19 protein-coding genes, 1 tRNA gene and 2 pseudogenes are annotated in these 20,113 nt (G+C 73.6%); 9 read left to right on the top strand and 13 right to left on the bottom strand.

Annotated features, from left to right (window positions below):
• Window positions 1-12 precede the first annotated feature (12 nt).
• Window positions 13-1,380, bottom strand: coding sequence for a dipeptidase (locus KPF47_RS31080; RefSeq protein WP_224392338.1), 1,368 nt, complete (start codon window positions 1,378-1,380; stop codon window positions 13-15).
• Window positions 1,381-1,470: 90 nt separating this feature from the next.
• Here KPF47_RS31080 and KPF47_RS31075 point away from each other — a divergent pair, with 90 nt between their 5' ends.
• Window positions 1,471-3,153: a fatty acyl-AMP ligase gene (locus KPF47_RS31075; protein WP_224392337.1), complete on the top strand. Its 1,683-nt coding sequence runs from the start codon at window positions 1,471-1,473 to the stop codon at window positions 3,151-3,153.
• A gap of 113 nt (window positions 3,154-3,266) precedes the next feature.
• On the opposite strand, the gene pth is transcribed toward KPF47_RS31075, so the two are convergent.
• From pth to KPF47_RS31050, 5 genes and pseudogenes are all read right to left on the bottom strand, one after another.
• Window positions 3,267-3,860 (bottom strand): aminoacyl-tRNA hydrolase, encoded by a 594-nt coding sequence (gene pth, locus KPF47_RS31070; RefSeq protein ID WP_224392336.1) that lies wholly within the window; start codon window positions 3,858-3,860, stop codon window positions 3,267-3,269.
• Complete coding sequence (locus tag KPF47_RS31065) at window positions 3,857-4,561, bottom strand: 50S ribosomal protein L25/general stress protein Ctc (RefSeq protein WP_224392335.1); 705 nt, start codon at window positions 4,559-4,561, stop codon at window positions 3,857-3,859. The genes pth and KPF47_RS31065 overlap by 4 nt, the downstream gene beginning before the upstream one ends.
• A 185-nt stretch (window positions 4,562-4,746) precedes the next feature.
• Window positions 4,747-5,999: pseudogene (gene fmdA / locus KPF47_RS31060) on the bottom strand (formamidase).
• 203 nt (window positions 6,000-6,202) lie between these two features.
• The gene (locus KPF47_RS31055; protein WP_224392334.1) at window positions 6,203-6,505 is read right to left on the bottom strand and encodes a zinc ribbon domain-containing protein; all 303 of its coding nucleotides are present in this window, start codon (window positions 6,503-6,505) and stop codon (window positions 6,203-6,205) included.
• A gap of 79 nt (window positions 6,506-6,584) precedes the next feature.
• Window positions 6,585-7,682: a substrate-binding domain-containing protein gene (locus KPF47_RS31050; protein WP_224392333.1), complete on the bottom strand. Its 1,098-nt coding sequence runs from the start codon at window positions 7,680-7,682 to the stop codon at window positions 6,585-6,587.
• Window positions 7,683-7,754: 72 nt separating this feature from the next.
• On the opposite strand from KPF47_RS31050, the gene KPF47_RS31045 reads away from it, so the two are divergent.
• Complete coding sequence (locus KPF47_RS31045; RefSeq protein ID WP_224392332.1) at window positions 7,755-8,231, top strand: MarR family transcriptional regulator; 477 nt, start codon at window positions 7,755-7,757, stop codon at window positions 8,229-8,231.
• 62 nt (window positions 8,232-8,293) lie between these two features.
• On the opposite strand, the gene KPF47_RS31040 is transcribed toward KPF47_RS31045, so the two are convergent.
• On the bottom strand, window positions 8,294-9,274 hold the full coding sequence (locus tag KPF47_RS31040) for a ribose-phosphate diphosphokinase (RefSeq protein WP_224392331.1): 981 nt from the start codon (window positions 9,272-9,274) through the stop codon (window positions 8,294-8,296).
• Complete coding sequence (gene glmU / locus KPF47_RS31035) at window positions 9,271-10,773, bottom strand: bifunctional UDP-N-acetylglucosamine diphosphorylase/glucosamine-1-phosphate N-acetyltransferase GlmU (protein ID WP_374108931.1); 1,503 nt, start codon at window positions 10,771-10,773, stop codon at window positions 9,271-9,273. The genes KPF47_RS31040 and glmU overlap by 4 nt, the downstream gene beginning before the upstream one ends.
• Before the next feature lie 344 nt (window positions 10,774-11,117).
• On the opposite strand from glmU, the gene KPF47_RS31030 reads away from it, so the two are divergent.
• Together KPF47_RS31030 and KPF47_RS31025 are read left to right on the top strand one after the other, a co-directional pair.
• A complete protein-coding gene (locus KPF47_RS31030) occupies window positions 11,118-11,639 on the top strand; it encodes a L,D-transpeptidase (protein ID WP_224392329.1) in 522 nt (173 codons plus the stop codon).
• A 103-nt stretch (window positions 11,640-11,742) separates the two neighbouring features.
• Window positions 11,743-12,185: pseudogene (locus KPF47_RS31025) on the top strand (OsmC family peroxiredoxin).
• A 57-nt stretch (window positions 12,186-12,242) separates the two neighbouring features.
• Here the strand turns inward: KPF47_RS31025 and KPF47_RS31020 are convergent.
• Window positions 12,243-13,187 (bottom strand): Dyp-type peroxidase, encoded by a 945-nt coding sequence (locus tag KPF47_RS31020; RefSeq protein ID WP_224392328.1) that lies wholly within the window; start codon window positions 13,185-13,187, stop codon window positions 12,243-12,245.
• 90 nt (window positions 13,188-13,277) lie between these two features.
• A tRNA-Gln gene (locus KPF47_RS31015) sits at window positions 13,278-13,348 on the bottom strand.
• Between the two features lie 198 nt (window positions 13,349-13,546).
• On the opposite strand from KPF47_RS31015, the gene KPF47_RS31010 reads away from it, so the two are divergent.
• The 5 genes from KPF47_RS31010 (at window position 13,547) to KPF47_RS30990 (ending at window position 17,725) form a co-directional block, all read left to right on the top strand.
• Window positions 13,547-14,785 (top strand): class I SAM-dependent methyltransferase, encoded by a 1,239-nt coding sequence (locus KPF47_RS31010; RefSeq protein WP_224392611.1) that lies wholly within the window; start codon window positions 13,547-13,549, stop codon window positions 14,783-14,785.
• A 1-nt stretch (window position 14,786) separates the two neighbouring features.
• Entirely contained in the window at window positions 14,787-15,626 is an 840-nt protein-coding gene (locus KPF47_RS31005; RefSeq protein ID WP_224392327.1) for a sugar phosphate nucleotidyltransferase, read from the top strand.
• 28 nt (window positions 15,627-15,654) lie between these two features.
• The gene (locus KPF47_RS31000) at window positions 15,655-16,329 is read left to right on the top strand and encodes a PIG-L deacetylase family protein (protein ID WP_224392326.1); all 675 of its coding nucleotides are present in this window, start codon (window positions 15,655-15,657) and stop codon (window positions 16,327-16,329) included.
• 28 nt (window positions 16,330-16,357) lie between these two features.
• Window positions 16,358-17,383 (top strand): NAD(P)-dependent oxidoreductase, encoded by a 1,026-nt coding sequence (locus KPF47_RS30995; protein ID WP_224392325.1) that lies wholly within the window; start codon window positions 16,358-16,360, stop codon window positions 17,381-17,383.
• Between the two features lie 72 nt (window positions 17,384-17,455).
• Complete coding sequence (locus tag KPF47_RS30990) at window positions 17,456-17,725, top strand: DUF2277 domain-containing protein (RefSeq protein ID WP_224392324.1); 270 nt, start codon at window positions 17,456-17,458, stop codon at window positions 17,723-17,725.
• 144 nt (window positions 17,726-17,869) lie between these two features.
• On the opposite strand, the gene KPF47_RS30985 is transcribed toward KPF47_RS30990, so the two are convergent.
• From KPF47_RS30985 to KPF47_RS30975, 3 genes are read right to left on the bottom strand one after another with little or no spacing between them, the layout of a single operon-like run.
• Entirely contained in the window at window positions 17,870-18,286 is a 417-nt protein-coding gene (locus KPF47_RS30985) for a RidA family protein (protein ID WP_224392323.1), read from the bottom strand.
• Window positions 18,283-19,047: an IclR family transcriptional regulator gene (locus KPF47_RS30980; RefSeq protein ID WP_224392322.1), complete on the bottom strand. Its 765-nt coding sequence runs from the start codon at window positions 19,045-19,047 to the stop codon at window positions 18,283-18,285. Before KPF47_RS30980 ends, KPF47_RS30985 begins: the two co-directional genes overlap by 4 nt.
• A complete protein-coding gene (locus KPF47_RS30975) occupies window positions 19,044-20,015 on the bottom strand; it encodes a sugar kinase (RefSeq protein ID WP_224392321.1) in 972 nt (323 codons plus the stop codon). Before KPF47_RS30975 ends, KPF47_RS30980 begins: the two co-directional genes overlap by 4 nt.
• Window positions 20,016-20,113: the final 98 nt, after the last annotated feature.

Below are 20,113 nucleotides of genomic sequence, written 5' to 3'. Positions count from 1 at the left end.
CGGGCGCGGCGCTCAGCCGCGCCCGCCGAGCCGCCCCAGCAGCAGCGCCTCGGCCAGCACCCCGCGTCCGAACATGCCCAGGTGCAGGCTCTCGTCGATGCCGTGCCAGCGGCTGGCCGGGTCCCCGACCCCGGTGACCAGCACCGCCGCGCCGGGGAAGGTCCGCGCGAACTCGGCGATGAACGGGATGGACCCGCCGATGCCGGTCTCGACGGCGTCGTTGCCGTAGGCGGCGGAGAAGGCGGCGCGGGCGTGGTCGTAGACCTCGCCGGTCGAGGACAGGCTGAACGGCTCGGCGACGCCGTGGCCGGGCGTCACCGACACGTGCGCACCCCACGGGACGTTGCCCTCGAGGTGCTCGGTGAGCGCGCGCCGGGCCTCGAGGGCGTCCTGGCCGGGGGCCAGCCGCATGCTGACCATCGCCCGGGCGCGGGGGAGCAGCACGTTCGACGCCTCGGCGACCTTCGGCGCGTCGATCCCCAGCACCGCGACGGCCGGGGCGTGGTTGACCCGGTCCGGGATCGAGCCGGTGCCGAGCAGCTCCACGCCGTCGAGCAGCCCGGCGTCGGAACGGTAGGTGGCCTCGTCCGGGTCGGGCGCGTCGGAGCTGCCCCGCACCAGGCCGGGGACGGCGACCTCGCCCTGGTCGTCGTGCAGCGTGGCCAGGGTGCGGCACAGCGCGGTGAGCGCGTCGCCGACCGGGCCGCCGTACACACCGGAGTGCACCGGGCGTTCCAGCACCGACACCTCGACGACCACGTCGACCAGCCCGCGCAGGCTCGTGGTCAGCGCCGGGACGTCGACGGCCGGGTTCGCCGCGTCGGCGATCACGATGACGTCGGCGGCGAGCGCGTCGCGGTGCTCGGCCAGCAGCGCGGTCAGGGTGGGGGAGCCGGACTCCTCCTCGCCCTCGATGAACAGCACGACCCCGACCGGGGGCGTCCCGTCGTAGGCGCGGAGCACGGCGAGGTGGGTCATCACGCCGGCCTTGTCGTCGGCGGCGCCGCGGCCGTAGAGCCGGCCGGCGCGCTCGGTCGGGGTGAACGGCGGGCTGGTCCACTCCTCGTCCCCGCCGGTGGGCTGGACGTCGTGGTGGGCGTAGAGCATCACCGTCGGCGCGCCCTCGGGCGCGGGCCAGTGCGCGACGACGGCCGGGGCCCCGCCCTCGGCGGAGAGGATCTCGACCGACGCGGCGCCCGCGTCGCGGGCCAGCGCGGCGACCGCGTCCGCGGAGCGACGGGTGTCCTCGGCGTGCGCCGGGTCGGCCCAGATGCTCGGGATCCGGACCAGGGCCTCCAGGTCCGTGCGCGCCCCCGGGAGGACCGCGTCGACGGCGGCGGAGAGGTCGGCGGGAGCAGGGGCGGTGTGCGGCTCGGCCATGCGCCCGGATGCTACGCGGCGGCGCGTCGTGCGCGGCCGGTCGTCGACCGTGCCACCGCGTACGGGCGGTTCGTCGCTACATTCGGGCGCATGTCCCGATTCCTGGCGACGTTGCTGGAGTCCGCTACCGGTCCCGACGGGCCCGCCCGCGGGATGACGACGGGGGAGCCGCGCGATCCCGTCCGGCGTTCCTGGGCGGAGGTGCACGGGACGGCGCGCGGGATCGCGGACGCCCTGCGCCGCCCCGGCCGGGACGGCGGGCCGGCGCTGCCCTTCGGCGGCGCCGTCGGGGTGCTGGCCGGGGAGCCCGCCGCGATCGCCCCGGTCGCGCAGGCGGTGTGGCTGTGCGGCGGCAGCGTCACGATGCTGCACCAGCCGACCCCGCGCACCGACCTCGCCGAGTGGGCGGCCGACACGGTCACCACGCTGACGATGGTCGACGCCGCGATGGTGCTGCTCGGCCCGCCGTTCGACGCCCTCGCCCCGGTGCTGACCGAGCGGGGTGTCCCGTTCCGGATGCTCGACACGCTGACCGGAGACCCGGCGGCGTTCGTCGCGGACGCGGCCGTCGCCGACGAGGGTGACACGGCGCTGCTCCAGCTCACGAGCGGTTCCACAGCGGCCCCGAAGGCCGTACGGATCACCCATGCGAACCTGCACGCCAACATCGGGGCGATGGTGACCGCGTCCGCGCTGGACGTCGCGACCGACCGGATGGTGTCGTGGCTGCCGCTGTTCCACGACATGGGGATGGTGGGGTTCCTGACCGTCCCGATGACGGTCGGGCTGGACCTGGTCACCGTCACGCCCGCGGACTTCCTGGGCCGACCGCGGCTGTGGGCCGAGCTCATCTCCTCCTACGGCGGGACGGTCACCGCGGCGCCCAACTTCGCCTACGCCGTGCTGGCCCGCCAGCTCGCCAGGGTCGACGACGGCGCCCTCGACCTGTCGTCGCTGCGGCTGGCGCTCAACGGGGCCGAACCGGTGGACCCGGCGGCGGTCGCGGCGTTCGTCGAGGCGGGCGCCCGGTTCGGCCTGCGTCCGGAGTCGGTGCTGTGTGCCTACGGGATGGCCGAGACCGCGCTCGGGGTGTCCTTCGCTCCCGTCCACGGTGGACTGACGGTGGACCGGGTCGACGCCGAGTCGCTGGAGGCCCACCGCCGCGCCGAGCCGGCGGGCGACGGGCCGGTGCGCGAGTTCCCCGAGCTCGGGCCACCGCTGCCCGGGATCGAGGTGAAGGTCGTCGGCTCGGGCGGCCGGACACTGGGGCCGCGCGAGGTCGGTGTGCTGCACCTGCGCGGCGACGCCGTGACGCCCGGCTACCTCACCGTCGACGGCCCGGTGTCCACCCAGGACCGCGACGGCTGGTTCGACACCGGCGACGAGGGCTACCTGACCCCCGGTGGCGCCGTCGTGGTGTGCGGCCGCACGAAGGACGTGATCATCATGGGTGGGCGCAACATCTACCCGACCGACATCGAGCGGGCCGCGGGCGGAGCCGAGGGCGTGCGTGCCGGCAACGTCGTCGCGGTCCGGATGGCCGCGGGGCAGGGGCGGCACCGGGAGTCGTTCGCGGTCGCCGTCGAGGCGAAGGACGCCGACGGCCCGGACGCCGTGCGCCGGATCCGCGACGACGTGATCCGCCGCGTCGTCTCGGCGGTGGGGGTACGCCCCGCCGAGGTCGCGGTGCTCGCGCCGGGCAGCCTGCCCAAGACCCCGTCCGGGAAGCTCCGCCGCGCCGCGACGGCGGACCTGCTGACCGCCCGCCGCTGACCCTGCCGCCCGCCGGGTCCCGGCCCCGACCGGATCGGGGACGGGGTCGGAGGGCCCGGATGCGCGGGAGCCCCGGTCCCGGCGGGGACCGGGGCTCCCGGCGAGGACCGGGCTCAGCCCGACAGCGGGTGGAACCGGTTCTGGGCCGGCTCCAGGCCGTCGGACAGCAGGGCCTCGGCGGCGTCCGCCGCGAGGTCCAGACCGAGGTCGAGCTCCTTGTTCTCCACGCCGGAGAACCGCTTGAGCACGTAGTCCGCGGGGTCCTGGCGACCCGGCGGACGGCCGATGCCGAACCGCACGCGCAGGTAGTCCTTGGTCCCGAGCGCCTTGCTGATCGAGCGCAGGCCGTTGTGCCCGCCCTCGCCGCCGCCGCGCTTGAGACGGACCACGCCGAAGTCGAGGTCCAGCTCGTCGTGGACGACGACCACCTCGGTCGGCGGGATCGAGAAGTACGCCGCGAGCCCGGCGACCGGGCCGCCCGAGAGGTTCATGTAGGTCCGGGGGACGGCCACGGTCACCGGCCTGCCGGCGAGCCGGCCCTGCGCGATGTCGGAGTTCGACCGCTTGTGCGCGGAGAACCGACCGGCGCCGGCCCGCGCCGCCAGCAGTGCGGCGACGCGGGTGCCGACGTTGTGCCGGGTGCCCTCGTACTCCGGGCCCGGGTTCCCGAGCCCGACGACGAGGGCCGGCCCCGGCACGGGACTCACTTGTCGGAGGACTCGGAGTCGCCCTCGGAGTCCGCGGACCCCTCGGCGGAGTCGCCCTCGCCCTCGGCGTCGCCGTCGGCGGCCTGCTCCTCGTCCGAGGGCTCCTCGACCACGCCGGCACCCTCGGTGTCGATCTCGGCCTCGAGGTCCTCCTCGGTCGGGGCCGGGACGACCTGCACGACGAGGTACTCCTCGTCGGTGCGCAGCTCGACGCCACCGGGGAGCCTGAGGTCCTTGGCGAAGTACTGGGTGCCGATCTCGGCGTCCTCCACGGAGATCTCGATGTTCTCCGGGATGTTCAGCACGTCCGCCTCGACCAGGACGGTGTTGAGGTCCTGGGTGACCAGCGAACCGGGGGCGGCCTCGCCGGTGACGACGACGTCGAGCTCGACCTCGACCTTCTCGCCCCGCTTGATGACGAGCAGGTCGACGTGCTCGATGTAGGGGCGCAGCGGGTGCACGACCACGGTCTTGGTCAGCGCGAGCTGCGGGCTGCTGCCGTCGACGTCGAGCTCGAGCACGGCGTTGCGGCCCTGCTCGCGGACGACCGCGGCGAACTGCAGCGACGGCAGCGAGAGGTGGACGGGGTCGGTCCCGTGGCCGTAGAGGACGGCGGGGATCTTGCCGGCGCGACGGGTGCGACGGGCGGCACCCTTGCCGAACTCGGTCCGGGTCTCGGCGGGGATGCGGGTCTGGGCCACGGGAACTGCTCCTCGAACTGTCTGCGGTGGAAGGCGCGCGCGGCGAGGAGCCGACCGGGATCGGCCCACGTCGATCACGGCGGGTCAAGAGTGCACCCGCCCTCGCCGCGGAGATGCCGAGAAGAGTACGCCAGGCCCGTGGTCGTCCCGGGGCCAGCCCCCGGGACGACCCCGGAACCGGCTGCTCAGGCCACCGAGTGGGGCACGCCGGGGCCCGGGTCGATGCGGTGCGGGCCGTTCTTGCCGGGCGTGACGTCGAAGTCGAAGATCCCGGTCGGGAGGTACACCGTCGAGCACGAGTTCGGGATGTCCACGACCCGGACAGCCTGCCCTCGATCGGCGCCGCCCCGAGGATCATGTAGGCCTGGATCGGGGAGTACCCGAAGTTCGTCAGGTAGTCGATCGCGTGCAGGCAGGCCCGCTGGTACGACAGGTGCGAGTCGAGGTAGCGCTGCTCGCCGTCGAGGGTGACCGACGTACCGGAGAAGGCGATCCACTCGCTGTACTGCGGGTCGGTGTTGCCCGGGACGAAGATCGCGTTCTCGGAGACGCCGTAGGTCGCCATGCCGCCCTTGATGACGTCGACGTGCAGGTCGATGAACCCACCCATCTCGATCGCGCCGCAGAAGGTGATCTCGCCGTCGCCCTGGGAGAAGTGCAGGTCGCCCATCGAGAGGTTCGCCCCGTCGACGAACACCGGGTAGAAGACCCGGCTGCCCTTCGTCAGGTTCTTGATGTCCTGGTTGCCGCCGTTCTCCCGCGGCGGCGCGGTGCGCGCGGCCTCCGCGGCGGCCCGGTCGAAGTCGGCGCCGGTCAGCGAGCCGAGGATCGCCGAGTCCGGGTTCGGCGGGAGTGCGAGCGGCGGCACCCGCTGCGGGTCGGTGTCGATCAGGGCCTGCTCGCGGGCGTTCCAGCGGCCGAGCAGCTCGGGCGACGGCGCCGTGCCCATCAGTCCGGGGTGGACGATCCCGGTGAACGACACGCCCGGGACGTGCCGGGACGTGGCCGTCCCGCCCCGGAAGTCCCAGACGACCTTGTAGGCGTCCGGGAACTGTTCGGTGAGGAAGCCGCCGCCGTTGCGGGTGGCGAACACCCCGGTGTAGCCCCAGCCCTGGCCGGCGAGCGGGCCGGAGTCCTCCTGCGGGATCGGGCCGACGTCGAGGATGTCGACGATCAGCAGGTCGCCCGGCTGCGCCCCCTCGACGGCGATCGGCCCGGACAGCACGTGCACCCCGGCGAGCGGTGCGTTCAGGATGTCGTCGGCCGAGTCGTCGTTGTGGATGGCGCCGTCGAACCACCCGCGGCAGTCGACGCGGAAGGTGTCGCCCGGCTTGACGTGCACCTGCGCCGGGATGTCGGGGTGCCACCGGTTGTGGCCGGTCAGCTGCTGGTCGGTGAAGGTCCTGGTGCTGTCGAGGGGGAAGACGTTCCTGGGCATCGGGCACTCCCGGGGTCGGTGCGGACGCGGACGGAGCGGAGGGGTCGTGCGGCGACACGGCGCGGTGCGGTGCGGTGCGGACGGAGCGGAGGGGTCGTGCGGCGACACGGTGCGGTGCGGTGCGGTCGAGCAGGCGGAGTGGGTCGGGTCGCGACCGCACGCGACGCCCCGCGGTCGGGGGCGGGACGGGTCGGGGACGCGGCTCAGGGGCGGGGCAGTCCGCGGGTGGCGGGGTGCAGCGGCGGCCCGCCCGGACGCAGCGGACGCGGGGGAGGGGCGGAGACGACCTGCGGCTCGTGCGCCGTCGCCGTCGTGCGGTCGATCAGGGCGACGCGGCCGCGGTCGGCGAGACCGAGCATCGGGGCGGTGATGACGCGCGGGGAGTCCTGCCCGCAGGTGGGACAGCGTGCCGTGGCGGGGGCGCTGCCGATCGGGTGCCGTTCCTCGACGGTGCCGTCGTTCCCGCACCGGTAGACGTAGAGCGCCACGGTCCTGCCTCCCGGCACGCCGGGCGAACCGGCATGCGTCCGAGGAAATAATTTCCAGGGAAAGTACGACGGTCGGGCGGAGGTGTCAACGGACCGGTCAGAGCTGCTGGACGACGTCCCAGGCCACCCCGTCCGCGACGGCGAGGAACACCTGCTGGCGCAGATGCCGCCCGTGCACCTCGACGGTCCCGCGCGGGCTCTCGTAGGCCAGTCCCTCGGCGACCGCGGTCATCGCCGGGACCTCGGGCGACCCGGCCCGGCGCATCAGCTCGGTCAGCAGCCGGACACCCTCGTAGCAGGACTCGCCGAGGCTGTTGAGCACCGGCGCGTCCGGGCCGAAGCGGTGGGCGTGCGCGGCCGCGAAGTCCAGGCCCGACGCCGTCGCGAGGTCCTCGAAGTAGCCGGCCGAGGTCAGCAGGCCGCGGGTGTTCTCCGGGCCGGAGGCCAGCAGCACGTTCTCCTCGATCAGCGAGCTGAACCGCAGGACCTCCCGGTCCAGGCCGACGGCGCCGAAGGCCCGGTTGAACTCGACGGCGTCGTTGCCGATCAGCAGCATCAGGACGGCGTCACAGCCGCTCGCCTCGACCCGGCGCAGCACGCGGGAGAAGTCCTCGGTGCCCAGCGGGACGTACATCTCGTCGCAGACCGTGCCGCCGATCCGGCGCAGGTGCTCGGCCGCGACCTGCGCGGAGCGGCGCGGCCACACGTAGTCGTCGCCGACGATCGTCCAGCGGCGCACCCCGGCGGCCTCGGCGAACCAGCTCAGCGACGGGCCCAGCTGCAGGTCCGGGGTCTCCCCGGTCAGGAACAGCCCCGGCCGCTGCTCGCCGCCCTCGTAGAGCGCGGTGTAGGCGTAGGGCACGCGCCCACGGATCCGGGGTGCGACGGCCCCACGGACCGCCGAGATGTGCCAGCCGGTGACCGCGTCCACCGCCCCGGCGCTGACCAGCGCGTCCAGCTCCGCGGCGACGACGGCGGGGGGCGCGCCGCCGTCGACCGGCACCAGGTTCAGCTCCCGGCCGAGCACCCCGCCCGCGGCGTTGACCTCCTCGGCCGCCAGCGTCGCGCAGGTCTCGCAGGAGGGCCCGAAGAGGCCCGCCGGACCCTGCAGCGGGACGACCAGCGCCACGTTGAGCACCTCGCTCCCGCGGGCCGGCGCGGCCGTCGCGCGCCCGGGGTCCGGGACCGGAGTCATGCAGGTGACGCTATCCATCCCGGCGTCGCCCACCCAGCCCCTCGGGCGAAAACGTCCGGTTACGATGCGCTCATGTCGGTGCCCGCGGAGAACGAGCGGCCGGCCGGGGACGAGTCCCTGCGCCTGCTGTGCGCGGTGGGGCGGAGGCTGGACCAGCAGCTCGACGACGCGCTGCAGGCCCGCGGCTCGGAGGTCGAGCAGTGGCGGGTCCTGGGGTTCGTGGCCCGGGGCGGCGCGACGATGAGCGCGCTGGCCGAGCACGCCCTGCTGCTCGCCCCGCGCGCGACCAAGCTCGTCGACCGGATGACCGCGGTGAACCTCGTGCACCGCAGGCCCGACGCCGCCGACCGGCGCCGGGTGCTGGTCGTCGCCACGGAGCGGGGCCGCGCGGCCCTGGCCGACTGGGACGCCGCGGTCGCACCGGTGCTGGACCGCTACCGCGCGCTGCTGGGCGCCGACGCCGCCGTCGTCGACGAGGTGCTCGACCGGCTGCACGAGGCCTCGGGACGGGCCGCGGCGCCCGCCGGGCTCGCCTCCGCCGGGGACTGACCCCGCGACGACCGACGGCGCCCCACCTCACGGTGGGACGCCGTCGGATGACGTGCGGCTGCTCAGGCGTTGCCGTCGAACAGGCTCGTGACCGAGCCGTCCTCGAACACCTGGTGGATGGCCTCGGCCAGCAGCGGGGCGATCGGCAGCACGGTCATGCTGTCGAAGCGCTTCTCGGTCGGGATCGGCAGCGAGTCGGTGAAGATGACCTCCGACGCGCCGCAGTTGGCCAGGCGCTCGGTGGCCGGGCCTGACAGCACGCCGTGGGTGGCGGCCACGATCACGTCCGAGGCGCCTTCCTTGAGCAGGACCTCGACCGCCTTCGCGACCGTGCCACCGGTGTCGATCATGTCGTCGATGACCACGCAACAGCGGCCCTCGATCTCACCGACCACCCGGTTCGCGACGGCCTCGTTGGGCTTGAGCGGGTCGCGGGTCTTGTGGATGAACGCCAGCGGCGTCCCGCCGAGGGTCTCGGCCCAGCGCTCGGCCAGGCGGACCCGCCCCGAGTCGGGGGAGACGACGGCGAAGTTGCCGTCCGGCCGGGTGCTCTTGATGTGCTGGGCGAGCACCGGCAGCGCGAACAGGTGGTCCACCGGGCCGTCGAAGAAGCCCTGGATCTGCGAGGTGTGCAGGTCCAGGGTCAGGATCCGGTCGGCGCCCGCGGTCTTGAACATGTCGGCGACGAGGCGGGCCGAGATGGGCTCGCGGCCACGGTGCTTCTTGTCCTGCCGGGCGTAGCCCCAGAACGGCATGACCGCGGTGATCCGCTTGGCCGAGCCGCGCTTGAGCGCGTCGACCATGATCAGCTGCTCCATGATCGCGTCGTTGATCGGGGCGGAGTGCGCCTGGATCACGAACGCGTCGCTCCCGCGGACCGACTCCTCGAAGCGGCAGAAGATCTCACCGTTCGCGAAGGAGTAGGCCGACTGCGGGGTGACCGTGACGTCGAGCTCCTTCGCCACGTGATCGGCGAGCTCCGGGTGCGCCCTCCCCGAGAACAGCATCATGTTCTTCTTGGGAGTGCCTGCGATCGCGCTCACCGTGCGGTGCCTCCTCGGCTGAGGTCTCCCGGGTCTGTCGTACCGGCGGAGGTGGTGTGTCCTGCGCCGTCGGTGCTGGTCGTGCCGTTCGCGGACGGGTCGTGGCCCGCCCGTTGTGCCGCCTCGGCGGCCGGGGTGCCGGGTCGCTTGCGCGGCACCCACCCCTCGATGGTGCGCTGTGGTCCACCCGACACCGCCAGCGCCCCCGGCGGGACGTCGGAGCGGAGCACGGTCCCGGCACCGGTGTAGGCGCCGTCCCCGACCGTGACCGGGGCGATGAACATCGTGTCCGACCCCGTCCGCACATGGGATCCGACGACGGTCCGCTGCTTGCGGACGCCGTCGTAGTTGACGAACACCGACGAGGCTCCGATGTTGCTCATCTCGCCGATCGTCGCGTCGCCGACGTAGGTCAGGTGCGGGACCTTGGTGCCGGCGCCGATGTCGGAGTTCTTGACCTCGACGAACGTGCCGATCTTGCCGCGTTCGCCGAGGACCGTGCCGGGGCGCAGGTAGGCGAACGGACCGACCGAGGCGCCGGGCCCGATCCGGGACTCCGACCCGTGGGTGCGCACGACGCCGGCGCCGGCCCCGACGACGGTGTCGGTCAGTGTGGTGTCGGGGCCGATCGCGGCGCCCTCGCCGACCTCGCACGCACCGAGCAGCTGGGTGCCCGGGTGCAGGACCACGTCGGGGGCGAGCCGCACGTCGACGTCGACCCGGGTGGTCACGGGGTCGACCACGGTCACGCCGGCCAGCATCCACCCGCGCAGCACGCGGCGGTTCAGCTCCGCGCCGAGCTCGGCGAGCTGGACGCGGTCGTTCACCCCGCGCACGCGCCACTCGTCGTCGCAGCGGACGGCGTGCACCGTCCGGTCCGCGGTGACGGCGGCGGCGACCAGGTCGGTGAGGTAGAGCTCCTGCTGGGCGTTGTGGGCGGCCAGGCCCGTGATCCCGTCGCGCAGGAACGCGGCGTCGAAGGCGTAGACCCCGGAGTTGACCTCGGCGATGGCCCGCTGCTCCGGCGTCGCGTCGGCCTGTTCGACGATCCCGACCACGGCACCGTCCGCACCCCCGGGGCGCGCTGCGGTGCGCACGATCCGCCCGTAGCCGGTCGGGTCGGCGACCTCGCAGGTCAGCAGGGTGACCGCGGCGCCGTGCCCGGTGTGCTCGGTGACCAGGGCGGACAGTGTCGCGGTGTCGAGCAGCGGGACGTCGCCGTAGGTCACCAGGACGGTCCCGGCCAGGTCCGCCGGGAGCGGGGCGAGTCCGCTGCGGACCGCGTCCCCGGTGCCCAGGCGCTGCTCCTGGACGGCGGTGGTGGCGGTGCGTCCGAGGGCGGCGGAGATGCCGTCCACGGCCTGCTCCACCCGCTCGCGCTGGTGTCCGACGACGACCACGAGGTGCTCGGGGTCGGTGCCGGCCAGTGCGTGCACGGCGTGGCCGAGCATGCTGCGCCCGCCCAGCTCGTGGAGCACCTTCGGGGTCGACGACCGCATCCGCGAGCCCGCGCCCGCCGCGAGCACGATGCCGGCCGCGACCGCCGCCGTTCCGGGTGCCGGTCGGTCACCGGTGCCGGCCCGGTCGGGTTCGGGCATGTTCGGTTCCTCCTGCCGGACTCGCCGCCCGTGCCGGGCGGAGGACGCGGGACGCGCCGTGCCGGTACGGCATCGTACGGGGACGGCCCCGGCGGACCCGGCGGGCCCGTCGCGGGGGCCGTGCCGCCGCCGTAAACCCAAGATCAACCCTTCGGGTGGTAACCGGTCGGGCGCCGGTCTCGTTCCACCGTTCAGACGACGGTGATCGACCGATCACCGTCCGCGATGCCGATGAGCGGAGTGCGATGACGCGCGAGGTCGAGGGACGCCGTCGGCGGCCCCGGGTGATGATGGTCCTGGTCACGGTGGTGGGGCTGGTGCTGGCCGGTCTGACCGCCGGGATGATCGGGACGGCGTCCGCGGCGCCGACGGAGCCCGGGCGGGGCGGCCCGCTGCTCGCCGAGGGCACTCCGTGCACGGCGGCCGCGCGCGCCTGCGTCGACCTCGCGAACAGCACGGCCTGGCTGATCCGCGACGGACGGATCGAGGCCGGGCCGGTCCCGGCGTCGTTCGGGAAGAAGGGCCAGCGCACCCCGGCCGGGGTCTTCCAGGTCCAGTGGAAGAACAAGGACCACCGCAGCGCGGAGTTCAACAACGCGCCGATGCCCTTCGCGGTCTTCTTCGCCCCCGGTGGCATCGCCTTCCACGAGGGCAACACCGAGACCGAGTCCGCGGGCTGTGTCCGGCTGTCCCGCGCCGACGCCGAGCGCTGGTTCACCTCGCTGCAGGTCGGCGACCGGGTCGAGGTCACCAACATCCCCCGCTGACCCGCCGCGTTTGCCGGCCGGGGGTGGCGGGAACGACCGGAGCGGAGAAGACTGCCGCATGATCGGTTGTGCAAAACCGGTCACCCACGACACGGAGGTCACGATGCCCACGCGCAGCGCCCGCACCGCATGGAACGGCACCCTGGAGCAGGGGTCCGGCCAGGTCGAGCTGTCCAGCTCCAAGGTCGGCACCTACGAGGTCAGCTTCCCCAAGCGTGCCGCGGACGACGCCGGCGGCACCACCAGCCCGGAGGAGCTCATCGCCGCGGCGCACTCCGCCTGCTACGCGATGCAGCTCTCGGCGAACATCGCCGAGGCCGGGGGACGCCCGAGTCCCTCGACGTGTCCGCCGACGTCTCGCTCGGGCCGGACAAGGACAACGGCGGCTTCAATCTGACCGGCATCACCCTGAAGGTGCGCGGTGAGGTCACCGGCCTCGACGCCGACGGCTTCGCGAAGGCCGCCGAGGCCGCCAAGGCGGGCTGCCTCGTGTCGAAGGCGCTGACCGGCGTCGAGATCACGCTGGACGCCGCGCTGGAGAGCTGAGACCCCGACACCCGACGCCCCGCCCGGATCTCCGGGCGGGGCGTCGTCGTGTCCGGGTCAGTCGCCCAGGCCGTCGAGGACGGGTCGGGCGGGGACGAAGAACGTGCAGCCCGTCGTCGGGGTCGAGTAGTCGAGGATGCGGTCGTGCAGCGGCGGAGGGTCGCCGACGAACATCCGGCGCAGCATCGTCTCCACGACCCACAGCCGGCGGGAGTAGCCGATGAAGTAGGTGCCGTACTCACCGCTGCCCGGCGACGCGAACGGCATGTTGTCCCGCAGGATGTCGTGCTCGACGCCCTCGTCGTCGGTGATCGTGCACAGCGTCTTGTGCGACTTCTGGCCCTGCTCGGCGTCGGGCAGCTCGACCCCGTCGAACTTGGTGCGCCCGACGATCTGCTCCTGCGTCGCGACGCCCTGCCCACGCCAGGCCGCCAGGTCGTGCAGGTACCGCTGGACGACGACGTAGCTGCCGCCCGCGTGCGCCGGGTCCTCGTCCCCGACCAGCGTCGCCGCCGGGAGGGCCGCACCGTCCGGGTTGGCCGTGCCGTCGGCGAAGTCCAGCAGGTCGCGGCCGTGCCGGTAGCGGAAGCCCGCCGTCTCGTCCACCACGGTGACCGCGTCGCCGAACGCCTCCAGCAGCAGCATCTCGAACCGGACGACCAGGTCCCGCGTGTCGGCCCGCAGGTGGTAGAGCAGGTCTCCCTCGGTGGCGACGGCGGTGTGCGCAGCTCCGGCGATCTCCCGGAACGGCGCGAGCTCCCGCGGTGTGGGGCCTCCGACCACCCGGTCCCACACCCGGTGTCCGATGCCGACCGTGCAGTGGAACGCCGCGCCGTCGGCCCCGATCCGGACCGTCTTGACCAGGCCCGCGGTGTCGCCGAGCACCGCGCGGACCCGGTCCTCGGCGCCGTCGGCGACCCGCAGGACGAGGAAGGCGGCCGCCGCGGTGAGCGGCGCGGTGACGTCCTGGGGCTCGGGCGCGGTGTCCGTGGTGGGGGTCACGGCCCGCAGCCTAGTGACGTGGCGCGCCCGCACGAGCACGTTCGACGACGGCGACCGCGCCACCGGCTCCGCGTGTGCGACCGGGGAGCGCTCCGCCGCCAGGATTCGAACCTGGACCATCGGAACCAAAATCCGAGGTGCTGCCGTTACACCACGGCGGATCGTGGGGCCCGGTCATCGTGACACGTCGACGGTGCCGTCCTCGCAGCGCACCCGCCCTGCGCGGGGACCCGCGACGACCGCGGACACGGACAAACACCCACTAACGGGTGACGCGTACCCCGGGCGCGGCGGATCCGTGTCGAGTTGACACACTTCCGTGCGTGCTGAACGCGGACACCTCCGGGACGACGTCGTCCATCGGGGCCGGGACGGCGTCGGCGTGCCGTCTCTGCGGCACGACCGACCTGCGCAGTTTCTGCGACCTGGGCGCGACACCGCCCTGCGAGCTGTTCCTGACCGAGCAGACGGCGCAACTGCCCGAGCAGACCTTCCCGTTGCACGTCCGGGTGTGCAACGGGTGCCTGCTGGCCCAGCTGCCGCCGGAGATCAGCCCGGAGGAGACGTTCTCCGAGTACGCCTACTTCTCCTCGTTCAGCTCGTCCTGGGTGGAGCACGCCCGCCGCTTCGTCGACTCGGCGGCCGAGCGCGCCGGGCTGGGCTCCGGCTCGTTCGTCGTCGAGGTCGCGTCGAACGACGGCTACCTGCTCCAGCACGTGGTCGCGAGGGGCATCCGCTGCCTGGGCGTCGAGCCGAGCGTGAACGTCGGGGAGGCCGCCCGGGACAAGGGCGTACCGACGCTGACCGCGTTCCTCACCCCGGAGACCGGGGCCCGGGTCCGCGCCGAGCACGGCCCGGCCGACCTGGTCTGCGGCAACAACGTGTTCGCCCACATCCCCGACGTCGTCGGCTTCGCGCAGGGCCTGCGCGCGATGGTCGCCGACGACGGCTGGGTCTCGATCGAGGTCCAGCACCTGCTCACGCTCGTCGAGCGCAGGCAGTTCGACACGATCTACCACGAGCACTTCCAGTACTACACGCTGCTGACGGGGCAGCGGGCGCTCGCCGCGGGCGGTCTGGCCCTGGTCGACGTCGAGCTGCTCGACACGCACGGCGGCTCGATCCGCATGTGGGCACGCCCGGCCGGGATCGCCGGCGGGCCCAGCGCCGCGGTCCGTGACGTCCTCGCCGCCGAGGAGGCCGCGGGGCTGCACACCCCGGAGGGGCACGACGGGTTCTCCGAGGCCGTCTCCACCATCCGCGACGACCTCGTGTCCTTCCTCATCGACGCCCGCCGCCGGGGCAGGCGCGTCGTGGGCTACGGCGCGCCGGGCAAGGGCAACACCCTGCTCAACTACTGCGGCATCCGGCCCGACCTGCTCGAGTACACCGTCGACCGCAACCCGTACAAGCACGGGCGGCTGACGCCGGGCACCCGGATCCCGATCCACGCGCCGGAGCGGATCGCGCAGGACCGCCCCGACCACGTGCTGGTCCTGCCCTGGAACCTGCGCACCGAGCTGATCGAGCAGCTGTCCTACGTCCGTGAGTGGGGCGGCACGCTGGTCTTCCCGATCCCGTCGCTCGAGGTGGTCTGACGTGAAGGTCGTCCTGTTCTGCGGTGGTTACGGCATGCGGATGCGCGACGGCGCCTCCGACCTCCCGAAGCCGATGCACCCGGTGGGGCCGCGGCCCCTGATCTGGCACGTCATGCGCTACTACGCCCACTTCGGCCACAAGGACTTCGTGCTGTGCCTGGGCTACGGTGCCCACCACATCAAGAACTACTTCCTGAACTACGACGAGACCGAGTCCAACGACTTCGTGCTGCACCAGAACGAGATCGAGCTGATGGGCAGCGACATCCAGGACTGGAACATCACGTTCGTCCACACCGGTCTGGACTCGCCGATCGGCGAGCGCCTGCGCCGGGTGAAGGCGCTGGTCGCCGACGAGGAGATGTTCCACGCGAACTACGCCGACGTGCTGACCGACGCGCCGCTGGACAGGATGGTCGAGCACTTCACCGGGACCGACGCCGTCGGCCAGCTGATGGCGGTGCCGCCCCAGTCGGCCTTCCACTGCGTCGACGTCGACGAGAACGGCAGGCTGGAATCGATCACGACGCTGCAGGAGATGCCGATCTGGGAGAACGGCGGCTACCTGATGTTCCGGCCGGAGATCTTCGACTTCCTGGAGAAGGACTGCGACCTGATCGCCGACGCCGCCGCCCCGCTGGCCCGCAGCGGTCGCATGGCGGCCTACCGGCACCGCGGCTTCTGGCAGCCCGCGGACACCGTGAAGGAACGCAACGCCCTGGAGGCGGCCTACCAGAGCGGCGCGCGGCCGTGGATGCTCTGGGAGTCCCACGGGACCGACCGCGACCCGCTGCAGGCCGCCATCGCGGAGATGCACCGCAGCAGCCACCAGCGCGCCTGACCGCGCACCACCCGGGGGATCGAGAGACGTGCTGAACCTGTTGCCCGAGCGGCTGGACCGCATCCTGCTGCTCGGCGCGCACTGCGACGACATCCCGATCGGGGCCGGTGGGACGCTGCTGGAGCTGTGCCGTGCCTACCCGGGTGTGCAGGTCACCGCCCTGGTCCTGACCGGGGCCGGCTCGCTGCGCGAGGAGGAGGAGCGGGCCGCGCTGGCCGCGTTCACCCCGGGTGCGCATCTCGAGGTCGTCGTGCTGGACCTGCCCGACGGCCGGGTCCCGCAGCACTGGGAGCGGGCCAAGACGGCGCTGGAGGACCTGCGCACCCGCGGCGAGCCGGACCTGGTGTTCGGGCCGTCACCGCACGACGCCCACCAGGACCACCGGACGTTGTCGCAGATGATCCCGACCGCCTTCCGTGACCACCTGACGCTCGGCTACGAGATCCTCAAGTGGGAAGGTGACCTCGTACAGCCGACGGTGTTCCTGCCGCTGTCCGAGCCGGTGCTCACCGAGAAGGTCGCCAAGCTGAACGAGCACTACGGCAGCCAGCGCGACCGCACCTGGTTCGACGACGAGACCTTCCGCGGCCTGGCCCGCGTGCGTGGTGTGCAGTGCCACGCCCGCTACGCCGAGGCCTTCCACGTCCAGAAGATGACACTGTCGCCGGCGCCGATGGTCGGCTCCGAGCCCGGCGGCTTCTGACCCCGCACACACCGAGAAAGGGACATTCATGCGCGTACTGCTCACCGGGCACCAGGGCTACCTCGGGACCGTGATGGCGCCGTTGCTGGCCGCCGCGGGTCACGAGGTGACCGGCCTGGACTCCGGGCTGTTCGCGGACTGCGTGCTGGGTTCGCTGGACACCCCCGACGTCGAGGGCGTCGGCACCGACCTGCGTGACGTGACCGTGGAGCAGCTCTCCGGCTTCGACGCCGTCGTCCACATGGCGGCGCTGTCGAACGACCCGCTGGGGTCGCTCGCACCGGAGATCACCTACGACATCAACCACCACGCGTCGACCCGGCTGGCCCGGCTGTCGAAGGACGCCGGTGTCGGCCGCTTCGTCTACGCCTCCACCTGCTCGGTGTACGGCGCCCAGTCCGGCGACGACCTCGTCGACGAGGACGCCCCGCTCAAGCCGGTCACCCCGTACGCGATCTCGAAGGTCCGCGTCGAGGACGACCTCGCCGAGCTCGCCGACGCCGACTTCGTGCCGGTCTCGATGCGCAACGCGACCGCGTTCGGCTTCTCGCCGCGGCTGCGCGCCGACATCGTGCTGAACAACCTGGTCGGCCGCGCGATCCTGACGAACGAGGTCACGGTGCTCTCCGACGGCACCCCGTGGCGCCCGCTCGCGCACGCCGAGGACATCGCCGGTGCCGTCGTCGCCGCGCTGGGCGCCCCGGCCGACGTCGTGCGGTCCCGGGCCTACAACGTCGGCACCGAGAAGAACAACCGGACCGTCGCCGAGATCGCCCAGGCGGTGATCGACGCCGTCCCCGGCTCGACGCTGAACATCACCGGCGAGGCCGGGAACGACCCGCGGTCCTACCGGGTGGACTTCTCCCGGGCCCGCAAGGAGCTGGGCTTCGAGGCGTCCTGGACGATCCCGGCCGGCGCCGAGCAGCTCGCCACCGAGTACCGGGCCCGCGGCCTGACCCAGGGCGCGTTCGACAACTCCTTCACCCGGCTCGCGGTGCTCAACCGTCGTCAGGCGGCGGGGGAGCTCGACGGGTCGATGCACGTCGTGAAGTAGCCGTCGCTCGGCCGACGGCCCGTTCCGCGCTACCGTCGCGGGGCGGGCCGTCGTCGTATCCGGGGGGTGCCCATGTGCCGCAACATCCGGACGCTGCACAACTTCGAGCCGCCGGCCACCACCGACGAGGTGGACGCCGCGGCCCTGCAGTACGTCCGCAAGATCGCCGGGGCGGCGAAGCCGTCGCAGGCCAACGCGGAGGCGTTCGAGAAGGCGGTCGCCGCCGTCGCCGCGGCGACCCGGGAGCTGCTCGACGGGCTCACCACCACCGCCCCGCCGAAGGATCGCGAGGTGGAGGCGGCCAAGGCCCGGGCACGGGCGGAGCTGCGCTACGCCCGCTGAGCGCCCGCGGGCGTCCCGCTGTCCCGCCCCGACGACGCGACGTGCCACGTGGCGCACCCTCGCCCGCGGCGGACCACCGCGCGACGCCCACCGGGACGCACGTCTCCGCCCTGCCGGGGGCGAGGACGTGCGTCTCGACGAGCACTACGCGGCGGGAGCGGCCAGGGCGTCGATCTCCACCAGCATCTCGGCGTGGGGCAGGCCCACGAAGACCGTGGTGCGGGCGGGGAGCGCCGCGCCCTCGGGGACGTGCCGGGAGACGAACTCGCCGTAGGCGTCGTTCATCGCGGTGAAGTGCTCCCGCTCGGTGAGGTACACCCGGAACATCAGGACGTCACCGACCGACGCGCCGCCGGCCTCCAGGATCGCGCGGACGTTCTCCAGGGTGCGCAGGGTCTGGGCGTGCACGTCGCCCGGCGCGATGTACTGCTTCGTGGCCGGGTCCATCGGGCCCTGGCCGGAGACCTGCAGCAGCCCGCCCCGGCGGACGCCCTGGCTGAAGGTGTGCGCCGGCGCGGGCGCGTCGGGGGTGGAGACGGCGCCGTCGGCGGTCGTGCTCATACGGGGGGTTCCTCTCGGGTCGGTCGCCAGCCGTTGTCCCGGGAGATCGCCCCGGTGACGGCCAGCAGTGACGGGACCAGCTCCATCAGCTGGTGGTAGCCGGCGACGATGGACGGCACGGAGACCGACACCGCCGCCACCACGGTTCCGGCCGGTCCGCGGACCGGCGCCCCGATGCAGTTGATCGAGGGTTCGTTCTCCTCGCGGTCCTGCGCCCAGCCCTGGTCGCGGACCCGGTCGAGCTCGGCGAGGTAGGCGTCGCGGTCGGTGAGGGTGTGCGGGGTGCGGGGGGTGAACACGACGGTGTCGAGGACCCGGCCGAGGTCGGCGGCGGGCAGGTCGGCGAGCAGGACCTTGCCGGCGGCGGTGGAGTGCACCGGGCCCCGCAACCCGACCCGCGAGGCCATCCGCACGTGGTCGTGCGACTCCAGCTTGTCGATGTAGACGATCTCGTCGCCGTCGCGTTCGGACAGGTGCACGGTGTGGCCGTGCGCGCGGTTGAACGCGTGCAGGTGCGGCGCCGCGACGGCCCGGACCTCGCGCTGCTCCAGCCCGCGCGAGGACAGCTCGAACAGTCGCGAGCCGAGCCGGTAGCGGTGGTGGTCGTCCCGGTGCACGAAGTGCTCGTCGGCCAGGGTGCGCAGCAACCGCAGCACGGTCGTCTTGTGCACCTCCAGCGCCGTGGCGAGCTGGTCGAGCGACGCCGGGCCCTCCCCGAGGACCACCAGGATCCGCAGCGCCTTGCCCAGGCTGGTGCTCACGCCACCCGCTCCGCGGTGACGTGCAGGGCGGCCCACGCGTCGTCGTCGAGGTCGAGCAGGTGCTCGGGCAGCGGCGCGGCCGAGTCGCCGGGGACCACGAGCACCGCGGCGGCACCGAGGTGGCCCCGGCGCAGGCAGCGGCCCACCCGCTCGCCGCGGACCAGGCCGGTGAGCAGCCCTGCGGCGAACGCGTCGCCCGCCCCGACCGGCTCGACGACGTCGACGACCAGCGCCGCGCGTTCGACGACCGTGCCGTCGCGGTGCACGGCCAGGGCGCGCCGGGCACCGTCCTTGACCACGACCAGCTCCGGACCGGGCAGCAGCGCCCGCAGCGGGCCCGGGGCGTCGGTGCCGAACACACGCCGGGCCTCGTCCGCGCCGACCAGCACGACGTCGGCCCGGCCGGCCAGCGCCGCCACCGGGCCCGGGTCGCCCGCCGGCCACATCTGCTCACGCCAGTTCACGTCGAACACGACCCGGTGCCTGCGGGGCCGGGCCAGCAGTGCCTCCAGCGTCGCGGCGCAGGACGGCGACACGGCGGCGGTGATGCCGCCGACGTGCACCCAGTCCGCGGCGGCGATCCGGTCGCGCACCGCGGGCACCTCCAGCAGTTCGGGCCCGGCCGCGGAGGCCGCCGACCCGGCCCGCCGGTAGGTCATGACGGTGCTCCCGTCCGGGCCGGGGGACTTGGCGTAACGGCCGGTGGGGAGCACCGGGTCGACGCCGATCCCGCCGGTGTCGACCCCGGCGGCGGCGAGCGTGTGCTGCACGAGGGCGCCGTGCCGGTCGTCGCCGAGCCGCCCGACCCACGCCACCGCGACACCGGCCGCGGCGAGGTCGAGCGCGACGTTCACCTCGGCGCCCGCGGCGTGGGCGGGGGACCGCGGGTCGTCGACGGCGCCCGCGTCGGGGACCAGGGCGAGGGCCTCGCCGAAGCACACCACGGCGCCGGTGCCCGGGGTTTCCACTGCTGGTTCTCCTCCGCCGTCGTTGACCGATCCGTCGCGACGATGCTAGAACAGCGCAACCAGAATACGCAACACGCGCTGCAAAATACGCAACGCAG

It is taken from the genome of Pseudonocardia sp. ICBG1293 (assembly GCF_020131355.1).
In the GTDB taxonomy this organism is placed as follows: Bacteria; Actinomycetota; Actinomycetes; order Mycobacteriales; family Pseudonocardiaceae; genus Pseudonocardia.
This window is presented reverse-complemented; position numbering and strand designations above follow the sequence as displayed.